Annotated in this window: 12 protein-coding genes; 6 read left to right on the top strand and 6 right to left on the bottom strand. The window is 73.4% G+C overall.

The annotated features are described in order from the left end of the window. Positions 1-431: RidA family protein (locus ACWDBE_RS38295; protein ID WP_449810284.1), on the bottom strand; the 431-nt coding region annotated here is incomplete at its 3' end. 184 nt (positions 432-615) lie between these two features. Here ACWDBE_RS38295 and ACWDBE_RS38290 point away from each other — a divergent pair. Together ACWDBE_RS38290 and ACWDBE_RS38285 are read left to right on the top strand one after the other, a co-directional pair. Beyond that, the gene (locus tag ACWDBE_RS38290; protein ID WP_449791932.1) at positions 616-2,013 is read left to right on the top strand and encodes a pyridoxal phosphate-dependent aminotransferase; all 1,398 of its coding nucleotides are present in this window, start codon (positions 616-618) and stop codon (positions 2,011-2,013) included. A 151-nt stretch (positions 2,014-2,164) separates the two neighbouring features. Beyond that, positions 2,165-2,548 (top strand): VOC family protein, encoded by a 384-nt coding sequence (locus tag ACWDBE_RS38285; RefSeq protein WP_449791933.1) that lies wholly within the window; start codon positions 2,165-2,167, stop codon positions 2,546-2,548. A gap of 57 nt (positions 2,549-2,605) precedes the next feature. On the opposite strand, the gene ACWDBE_RS38280 is transcribed toward ACWDBE_RS38285, so the two are convergent. Next, positions 2,606-3,022 carry a VOC family protein gene (locus ACWDBE_RS38280; protein ID WP_449791934.1) on the bottom strand — a complete coding sequence of 139 codons (417 nt, stop codon included), beginning with the start codon at positions 3,020-3,022 and terminating at the stop codon, positions 2,606-2,608. 10 nt (positions 3,023-3,032) lie between these two features. After that, entirely contained in the window at positions 3,033-3,485 is a 453-nt protein-coding gene (locus ACWDBE_RS38275; protein WP_449810283.1) for a helix-turn-helix transcriptional regulator, read from the bottom strand. Between the two features lie 234 nt (positions 3,486-3,719). Between ACWDBE_RS38275 and ACWDBE_RS38270 the strand changes: the two genes are divergently transcribed. From ACWDBE_RS38270 to ACWDBE_RS38260, 3 genes are all read left to right on the top strand, one after another. After that, positions 3,720-4,874 carry a PP2C family protein-serine/threonine phosphatase gene (locus ACWDBE_RS38270; protein ID WP_449810282.1) on the top strand — a complete coding sequence of 385 codons (1,155 nt, stop codon included), beginning with the start codon at positions 3,720-3,722 and terminating at the stop codon, positions 4,872-4,874. Between the two features lie 255 nt (positions 4,875-5,129). Continuing rightward, on the top strand, positions 5,130-5,708 hold the full coding sequence (locus ACWDBE_RS38265) for a carbonic anhydrase (RefSeq protein WP_449810285.1): 579 nt from the start codon (positions 5,130-5,132) through the stop codon (positions 5,706-5,708). Between the two features lie 155 nt (positions 5,709-5,863). Beyond that, a complete protein-coding gene (locus ACWDBE_RS38260; RefSeq protein WP_449791937.1) occupies positions 5,864-6,496 on the top strand; it encodes a flavin reductase family protein in 633 nt (210 codons plus the stop codon). Between the two features lie 12 nt (positions 6,497-6,508). On the opposite strand, the gene ACWDBE_RS38255 is transcribed toward ACWDBE_RS38260, so the two are convergent. Both ACWDBE_RS38255 and ACWDBE_RS38250 read right to left on the bottom strand, forming a co-directional pair. Next, positions 6,509-6,712, bottom strand: a complete 204-nt coding sequence (locus ACWDBE_RS38255) for a hypothetical protein (protein ID WP_449810281.1) — start codon at positions 6,710-6,712, stop codon at positions 6,509-6,511. After that, positions 6,709-7,302: a hypothetical protein gene (locus ACWDBE_RS38250; protein WP_449791939.1), complete on the bottom strand. Its 594-nt coding sequence runs from the start codon at positions 7,300-7,302 to the stop codon at positions 6,709-6,711. Before ACWDBE_RS38250 ends, ACWDBE_RS38255 begins: the two co-directional genes overlap by 4 nt. A gap of 334 nt (positions 7,303-7,636) precedes the next feature. Between ACWDBE_RS38250 and ACWDBE_RS38245 the strand changes: the two genes are divergently transcribed. After that, positions 7,637-8,362, top strand: coding sequence for a class I SAM-dependent methyltransferase (locus ACWDBE_RS38245; protein ID WP_449791940.1), 726 nt, complete (start codon positions 7,637-7,639; stop codon positions 8,360-8,362). A gap of 95 nt (positions 8,363-8,457) precedes the next feature. Here ACWDBE_RS38245 and ACWDBE_RS38240 read toward each other — a convergent pair whose 3' ends face one another. Further along, entirely contained in the window at positions 8,458-8,670 is a 213-nt protein-coding gene (locus ACWDBE_RS38240; protein WP_449791941.1) for a DUF4287 domain-containing protein, read from the bottom strand. Positions 8,671-8,813 lie beyond the last annotated feature (143 nt).

The following is an 8,813-nucleotide window of genomic DNA, read 5'->3' as shown; positions in this document are numbered from 1 at the left end:
GTGCTGGCGGAATTGGTCGGGCAGTTACGGGCGAAGGCCGAGACCGACCTCCAATCCACCTCGACTTCCACCAGCCACCGCTCGTCGATGAAGCGCGACACCTCCACGAAGGTGGTGACCGGCCGGATGAGCGCGAAGCGCTCGCCGTGGGCGCGCGCCGCCTCCCGCCACTGGCTCATGTCGGTGAGCATGATGCGGGTCCGTACGACGTCCGCGAGCGTGGCGCCCGCCTCCCGCAGGGCGGCCTCGGCGATGTCCAGGCAGCGGACGGTCTGGGCGTGGACGTCGCCCTGGCCGACGGTCGTGCCGTCCTCGCCGAGCGGGGCGGTTCCCGCGACCGCGACGTAGTCGCCCTTGCGCACGGCCCGGGAGAAGCCGATCCGCGGTTCGAGGGGCGAGCCGGAACTGACTGTCTGTCGAGTGCTGTCCATCGGACCATGGTGCCGTACGGGGGTGCGCGTCGGGCCGTGATCACGGGCGGGTCGGGCGGGGCCTTCGGTCTCATCCGCGCGGGTTACCAGCGGGGGCCGAATCCGCGGGGAGGGGAGAGAAAGGAAGCCCGGCCCACTCCCCCACTCCCCCGCAGACCCGCAGACCCGCACGGAGGTACGGACAATGACCCAGAGCATCGCCAGGAACGACACCGAGCAGGACGTGGACGCCGCCGCACTCGTCGCGAGCGTCGAACAGGCCCTGGCCATGGCGCGCCTGCACCGGATCGCCGATCCCGAGGAACGCCTGGCCTACTACGACAAGATCGTCCCGAAATACGTCTACAACCTCGGCATCGCGAACAACGTGCTCCTGTTCGACCTGCTGAACGAGCACGTCTTCTCCAAGATCAAGCTGACGGAGCAGGACGCCAGGTACGCGCTGCCGCCCTACGGCGTGCAGGAGCTGCTCGACCCGATCACCAGGTTCCTGAACCTCAGGTTCCCGGACGGGATCGACCCGAAGGAGGACGTGTTCGCGACCGCCGGCGGTTCGGGGGCCCTGGAGTGCCTGGCGTTCGGGCTGATCCACGGCGGGGTGCTGAAGCCGGGCGACCGGGTCATGCTGCCGGCGCCGTTCTGGCCCGGCTTCCTGTGGTGCTTCGAGCAGCGGCCCGGGCTGCAGTGCGTGCCCGTGCGCCTCGACGGGGACGACCGCTTCACGCTGTCGGTGCCCGCCCTGCAGAAGGCGTACGACGCCGCCTCCGAGCCCAAGCCCAAGCTCCTGGTCCTGACGAACCCGCACAACCCGCTCGGCGTCAACTACGGCAAGGAGCTGCTGGACGACGTCTGCCGGTGGGCGCTGGACAAGCAGATGCACGTCGTCTCCGACGAGATCTACTCCTACTCGCAGAGCACCGGCACCGACGGCTTCCACAGCGTCCTGTCGACGGACGCCTACCGCACCGACCCCGACCGCATCCACCTCGTGTACGGGCTGACCAAGGACTTCGGGCTGTCCGGTTTCCGGATCGGCTTCCTCGTCTCCAAGTCGAACGACGTCCGCAAGGTCATGCAGGGCGACGAGACGCTGAAGTCGCTGGCCTGGTTCGGCCCGCTCGACTCCCTCAAGAGCGCCTACGTGCGCAAGCTGTTCGTCGCCGACGACGGCAGGCCGAGCGACTTCCCCAAGACGCTCATGGCGGAGTACGCCAAGCTCCTCAAGAGCGCGTTCGACCGCACCGCGAAGCGGCTCCAGGCCAAGAAGATCCCGTACGTCGGCGAGAAGGAGAAGTCCCGCAACGCCGCCCAGTTCTTCCTGCTCGACCTGAGCGCCTACCTGGACAAGGCGTTCCCCCCGGACCTGGTGTCGATCAACCACGAGATCGACCAGCGCGAGGCCCTCCTGGGGGCGTACCTGGCGAAGGACGCGAGCGTCACCCTGCTGCCCGGCGGGGAGATGCACTGCCCCAAGCCCGGGTACTTCCGGCTGTGTTACACCGCCGACACCCCCGAGCACGTCGAGCAGGCCGTCGACAACATCGCCGCCTCGCTCGCGAAGCTCAAGCCCGCCAACAGCTGAACCCGACGCCGGGACCGGACACCCCGCACGGTGCACCAGGGCACCGTGCGGGGTGTCCGCCCGCGCGCCGCCCGTGCCGCCCGCGCCTCCACGCGCCTCCCGGTGATCAAATCGCTTGCGTCGTCCGATGATCGCCGTAGGCTGACGGACCATGGCATGCCGTATCAGTGAACTGGTCATCGAAGCCGCCGACGTCGAGCGGCTCGCCGCGTTCTGGAGTGAGGTGCTCGGCTACGTCGAGGTCGGCCGCGAGGGCGGCGGCTGCGTCGAGATCGGGCCGCCCGGCACCGGCTTCGGCGGCCCGCAGCCCACCCTCTTCTTCATCCCCAACAGCGAGCCGCGGCCCGGCAAGCTCCGGCTGCACATCGACGTCAACCCCACCGACCGCGACCAGGACGCCGAGCTGGAGCGGCTGCTCGCGCTCGGCGCCAAGCCCGTCGACATCGGCCAGCCCGCCGACGCCCACTGGCACGTCCTGGCCGACCCTGAGGGCAACGAGTTCTGCCTCCTGCGCACCCGGCTCCAGCCCGTCTGAGCCGCCGTACGCCTCCGGCCGTTCGACCGGCCGCCGTGAAGGCCGCTTCGTGCGCGGCTACTTCGCGCGCGGCTGGTTGAAGCGCAGCATGTTGCCCGACGGGTCGCGGAAGGCGCAGTCGCGCACCCCGTAGGGCTGGTCCATCGGCTCCTGGAGGACCTCGGCGCCGGCCGCGCGCAGCCGCTCGAAGGTGGCGTCGCAGTCGTCGGTGCGGAAGATGACGCCGCGCAGCAGGCCCTTGGCGAGGAGTTCGGCGGCGGCCCGGCGGTCGGCCTCGGAGGCGTGCGGGTCGGCCAGCGGGGGCTCCAGGACGATCTCCACGCCGGGCTGGTCGGGCGAGCCGACGGTGACCCAGCGCATGCCCTCGAAGGCGACGTCGTTGCGGACCTCGAAGCCGAGGACGTCGCGGTAGAAGGCGAGCGCCCGGTCGTGGTCGTCGACGGCGATGAAGCACTGCGCGAGTTCGATGCTCATGCCCCTCACGCTACCGTTCGGCGCCGCCCGCGCCCTGGGCTCCGTGAGCCCCCTCGGCCCCCTTGGCGTCCGGGCGCCGCACCGGGCGGGTGCGGACCTTGGCGACGCAGGCCGGGATCGCCGCGCCCTGCTCGTGGTCGCGGGCCCGGTAGGCGCTGGGGCTCTGCCCGACCAGCTCGGTGAAGCGGGTGCTGAAGGAGCCCAGTGAGGTGCAGCCCACCGCCATGCACACCTCCGTCACGCTCAGGTCCCCGCGCCGCAGCAGCGCCTTGGCCCGCTCGATCCGGCGGGTCATGAGGTAGCTGTACGGGGTCTCGCCGTACGCGGCGCGGAAGCTGCGCGAGAAGTGGCCGGAGGACATCAGCGCGGTGCGGGCCAGCGCCTGCACGTCCAGCGGCTGCGCGTACTCGCGGTCCATCCGGTCGCGGGCCCGGCGCAGCCGTACGAGGTCGTCGAGCGGCACCCGGCCGGCGGAGGACGACGCGGACGAAGGCGCGGGCGCGGGCGAAGGCACGGGCGCGGACGAAGGCACGGGCGCGGACGAGGCCGAGGCTGGGGGTGTGGGCGGGGGCGACACACCGGCCACCGTACCGGCCCGCACCGACAGGCGGTGTCCCCCGCCCGGCGCAGCCCGCTCGCGCCCGCCCCGCCGCGCCGACCACCCTGGGGAGGAACGGTCACGGCGAGAGGGCGGCGGGTGGACAGCGACGACACCTCCCCGCGCGCCCCCGGCAACGGGACGGTGGCGTTCGCGGTGCTGGCCGTCACCGCCGTCGTGCTGCTCGTCCAGGTGGTGGCCAGCGGCAGCAACTCCCGTCTGGTCCTGCAGCTGGTGCTGCTGCCCGCGCTGCTGGCGGGTCTGGGCACCGTCGCCCAGACGGTGGCCGCCTCGGTGTGGGTGACGGCCGTGATCGTGGTCCACTCGGTGCTGTTCCCGCCCGGGGACCTGTCGGCCCGCCTGGGGACCCTGCTGGTCGTGATCGCCGCGCAGGCCGCCGTGATCGGCCTGTGCGCGCGGCGGGTGCGGCGTGACCGGCAGCTGTCCCGGATGCGGCAGAGCGCCGTGGCCCTCCAGCGCCAGCTGCTGCGCCCGCTGCCCGTCACCACCCCGGACGTGCGGCTGGACGGCCTGTACCGGCCGGTGGAGGAGGACGCCATGGTCGGCGGCGACCTGTACGACGTCGTCGAAACCCCGCACGGCACCCGGGTGCTGGTCGGCGACGTCCAAGGCAAGGGCCTGCCCGCGATCGGGACGGGCTTCGCGGTGCTGAGCGCCTTCCGGGAGGCGGCCTTCCGCGAGGCGCACCTGCCCGCCGTGGCCGACGCCCTGGAGGTGGCGGTAGAGCGGCACAACGCCTACGCGGTGCAGAGCGGCGAGCAGGAACGGTTCGTCACCGCCACCGTGCTGTGCGTCGGCGGCGAGGGCGAGGGCGACGGGGGTAGCCCCGGCGGGAACGGCCACGGCGGCGGGGCCGGGTATGCCACCGAGGTGCGGGCCGTCAACTGCGGCCACCTCTCCCCCTACCTGCTGCGCCCGGACGGCCGCGTGGAGCCCGTCCCCCTGGACGCCGGGGTCCCGCTCGGCCTCGCCTCCCTGGCCGGCCCCGGCGAGCCGCGCCCGGTACGGCGCTTCGCGCTGCCCGGGGACGGGGTGCTGGTGCTGCTCACCGACGGCATCACCGAGGCCCAGGACGCCTCCGGCGCGTTCTACCCGGTCGAGCAGGGCCTGGCCGACCTCACCGCCGTCCCCGCCGACGCCCTGCCCGAGGCCCTCGACCGGCGGGCCCGGCGCTGGAGCGGCGGCCGCAGCCGCGACGACGTCACCGTCCTGGCCCTGCGGCGCGCCCCCTGACACCCGGCCGTACGCCCGTGAGCACCGGGCCGTACGCCCCGTGGGCAGCCGGTCGTACGCCCGCGAACGCCCGCTCGTACCCCCCGTGGGCACCCGGTCTGCGGCCGTCCGCCCCGTGACCCCCTGCTGCGGGCTCCACCTGCGGCGATCTAGGGTGCTGGCATGATCCCCACACCGATATCCGACCCTGAGCCCCGCCCGCTCGACGGCCCGACGGACGACTTCCTGACCGACCCCGCCCAGGCGCTGCGGGTGATGATGCAGGGCAACGCCCGGTTCGTCGCGGGCAGTCCCGAGCACCCCAACCAGGACGCCGGGCGCCGCGCGGCGCTCGCCCCGGCGCAGCGGCCCTTCGCGGTGCTGTTCGGCTGTTCGGACTCCCGACTGGCCGCCGAGATCATCTTCGACCAGGGCCTGGGCGACCTGTTCGTGGTGCGCACCGCCGGGCACGTCACCGGCGCGGAGGCGCTGGGCAGCATCGAGTACGGGGTGAGCGTGCTGGACTGCCCGCTGGTGGTGGTGCTGGGGCACGACTCCTGCGGTGCGGTGGCGGCGGCGCTGGAGTCCCTGGAGCAGGGGCAGCTGCCGGGCGGCTTCGTCCGGGACGTGGTGGAGCGGGTGACGCCGAGCGTGCTGTCCGCCAGGGCGGCGGGCATCGAGGACGGCGACGAGATCGTGGACGAGCACATCCGCCAGACCGTGGACCTGCTGGTGGAGCGCTCGCAGGCCCTGGCCGCGCGGATCGCCGAGGGGAAGGTGGCCGTGGTGGGCCTGTCCTACCGGCTGCGTGACGGTCGGGCCCGGCTGGTCGCCGCCCGGGGGCCGGTGGGCTGACGGCGGGTCCCCCGCCCCGTCCTCGGGAACTCCGGGAACGTTACGGAACTGGATGTCCGATCACCGCCAGCGCCCTCGTCGGGGCGGCGGCACAGTCGTGACCAGCAACGATTCGCTTCCCGAGTTTCCCGAGTTTCCCGAGGACGGCAGTTCCCGTGCACAAGGTCATCGATCTCAAGGTCCTGTACTTCGGTACCCCGGTGGTGCTGATCGGCTCCCGCAACGAGGACGGCAGCTCCAACCTGATGCCGATGTCCTCGGCGTGGTGGCTGAACCAGTCCTGCGTACTGGGCCTGGGCGACAGCTCCCAGACCGCCGCCAACCTGCGGCGCGAGGGCGAGTGCGTGCTCAACCTGCCGTCCTCGGCGCAGGTGGACGCGGTGGACGCCCTCGCGCTGCTGACCGCCAACCCGCACATCCCCGAGTACCGCCAGCGCCAGGGCTACCGCCACGAGCGGCGCAAGTTCGAGGCCGCCGGGCTGACCGAGGTGCCCGGCGAGCTGGTGCGGGCGCCGCGCGCCGCCGAGTGCCCGGTGCAGTTGGAGTGCCGGGTGGCGTCGACGACGGCGCTGACCGGCAACGGGTGCACCGCCTTCGAGGTGACGGTGGTGCGCGCCCACGTCGAGGAGAGCCTGCTGGTGCCCGGCAGCGACCACTACGTCGACCCGGTCGGCTGGGACCCGCTGATCATGAAGTTCTGCGAGTTCTTCGGCGACGGGCAGCGCCTGTCCCCCTCCCGCCTCGCCGAGGGCTGGCAGATGCCCGGACGGCTGCCCGCCGCCGTGTGACGCGGCGTCCGCTCAGTCCTCGGCCCGCTGCCGCTCCTGCGCCTGCTCCTGCTCCTGCTCCTGCTCCTGCTCCTGCTCCTGCTCCTGCTCCTGCTCCTGCTCCTGCTCCTGCCGACGCTGCGGCTCCTGTCGGCGCCGCTGCCGGCGCCCGCGGACGCGGCGGCCGGCCGTGGTCGCCAGGCCGAGGACGAGCAGCCCCGGCTCACGCCCGCTCACGGCGCGACGGTGGCCCCGCAGGAGTCGCACACCCGGGTCGCGGGCAGTTCCAGGAAGCAGTTCGGGCAGATCGCCGGCGGGCGCGGCGGGGCGGTGGCGGCGGCCTTGCGCTCCACCGAGGCACGCAGGCGCGGTGCCAGGGCGGGGATGCCGCCGTCGGCGGGCAGGTCGGCGCCGAAGTGCCGGTAGCAGGCCAGTCGGGCGGCGGCCGCGTGCTGCTCGCGGTCCATCTCCGCGGCCACCGGCGGCTGCCCGGCCACCGCCAGCACCTCCTGGTAGCCGGGGCCGACCTTGCCGTCCGCGGCGTGCACCACCAGGGCCGTCAGCGGTGGGTCGCCGCGCCGGTGCGCCTCGCGGATCACCAGGGACAGCACCTTGCCGATCCAGTGCCGCTGGTTGATCCGGGTGCGCACCCCGGAGGCCTCCTGCACCGCCTCGGCCAGGTCCGGGTAGCTGATCACCGCGTGGTAGCGGCCTGCCACCTCCACCAGAGCGGGATAGGCCGCCCTGGTCCACACGATGTGCGCCTGGGTGGCGCTGACCGCCGACCCGTCCGACGCTCGCCAGTAGCCGTGCTGCTGCTCAGTCATCCGCCCGCCCCTGCCCGTTCCGTGTCCGTCTTGTCCGTGTCTGTCCCCCGCAGGCCCCCGCCGGGAGCGAGGCTACCCGGCCCGGGAGCGGCACCCTCGGGCGGGGCCTCGCCTCGGGCGGGGCTTGACTTCAAGCGCTGTTGAAGTCGTGGAATGAGTCCCGACCGCAGCCGTACGGGCACCGCGGTCGATGCCCCGCCCGTACGGACCCGTACCGGGGCCGGGGCCGCCGTCTTCCCGATCGTGCCGACGGCGGCCCCGGCCCTCGTACACCCCCCGCCCGCTCCCCGTGGTGTAGACCTGTCCGATCGCCCGGCGGGCTTAGGCTCGGCCCATGGCTGACGCATCCTTCGGGCATCCGCGGCTCGCCGCGCTCTACGACCCGCTCGACCCCGATCGCGGCGATCTCGACGCCTACGTGCGGATGGTGCAGGAGTTCGGAGCGCGCCGGGTGCTGGACATCGGCTGCGGCACCGGGGTATTCGCGCTGCTGCTGGCCGGGCGCGGGATCGAGGTCGTCGGGGTCGATCCCGCGCTCGCCTCCGTCGAGGTCGCGCGCGCCAAGCCGGGCGCGGCGAAGGTGCGGTGGATCCACGGGGACGCGACGAGCCTGCCTGCGCTGCGGGTCGACCTGGCGGCGATGACGGCGAACGTCGCCCAGGAGATCACCGGCCGGGCCCGGTGGCGGGGGACGCTGCGGGGCGCCTTCGGGGCGCTGCGGCCGGGCGGGCGGCTGGTCTTCGAGACCCGTGATCCGGCCGCCCGCGCCTGGGAGGAGTGGACCCGCGAGCGCTCCCACCGGGTGACGGAGGTCCCGGGTGTCGGCCCGGTCGAGAGCTGGGTCCACCTGCTCGGGGTGCGTTGGCCTCTGGTGTCGTTCCGGTGGACGTACGTCTTCGCTGCGGACGGGCAGGTGCTGACCTCGGATTCGACGCTGCGCTTCCGGGAGCGGGGCGAGGTCGAACGGGACTTGGCCGCCTGCGGCTTCGTGGTGGAGGAGGTGCGCGACGCGCCCGACCGGCCGGGGCGGGAGTTCGTCTTCGTGGCCCGGCGCCCGTGATCCCCCATCCCCGCGGGTGGCGGCGCTTGCGAGGGTTCCGCCGGCTCCGATCACGAGCGCCTTCATGCCGGCGATCGTCACGGCGACCGGCCGGTTCAGGCGGGCTTTTCGGCGAGGGTGTGGGCGACGAGGGCGTTGGCGTGGCCGTGGCCGAGGCCGTGGTCGGTCTTGAGCCAGGCGACGAGTTCCATGTGCCTGGTGAGCGGGGAGGTGCGGATGAGGTCCTTCCACTCCTCGATCGGGCGGCCGTACTTCTTCTCGATGGACGGGAAGTACGAGGCGGGGCCCTTCACGGCGGCGGCGGTCATGAGTGTGGTCCTCTCGAAAGTGCGGTGCGGTCACGGGGGTGGACCGTGACCGCACCCCCCACACAAACCCCCCCGCCGGGTTTAACCGGGACAACCCCGCCGGGGGGCCGGGGCGGGCGGGGGCCCGGGCGGCGCCCCCCCGC

The organism is Kitasatospora sp. NPDC001132 (genome assembly GCF_053598415.1).
This window is presented reverse-complemented; position numbering and strand designations above follow the sequence as displayed.

Excerpts from the sequence above, each read along its gene's own strand:
- ACWDBE_RS38265 (WP_449810285.1), top strand. The coding sequence starts at position 5,130 with ATGATGCAGGGCAACGCCCGGTTCGTCGCGGGCAGTCCCGAGCACCCC.
- ACWDBE_RS38250 (WP_449791939.1), bottom strand. The coding sequence starts at position 7,302 with ATGACTGAGCAGCAGCACGGCTACTGGCGAGCGTCGGACGGGTCGGCG.
- ACWDBE_RS38280 (WP_449791934.1), bottom strand. The coding sequence starts at position 3,022 with ATGAGCATCGAACTCGCGCAGTGCTTCATCGCCGTCGACGACCACGAC.
- ACWDBE_RS38285 (WP_449791933.1), top strand. The coding sequence starts at position 2,165 with ATGGCATGCCGTATCAGTGAACTGGTCATCGAAGCCGCCGACGTCGAG.
- ACWDBE_RS38245 (WP_449791940.1), top strand. The coding sequence starts at position 7,637 with ATGGCTGACGCATCCTTCGGGCATCCGCGGCTCGCCGCGCTCTACGAC.
- ACWDBE_RS38240 (WP_449791941.1), bottom strand. The coding sequence starts at position 8,670 with ATGACCGCCGCCGCCGTGAAGGGCCCCGCCTCGTACTTCCCGTCCATC.
- ACWDBE_RS38290 (WP_449791932.1), top strand. The coding sequence starts at position 616 with ATGACCCAGAGCATCGCCAGGAACGACACCGAGCAGGACGTGGACGCC.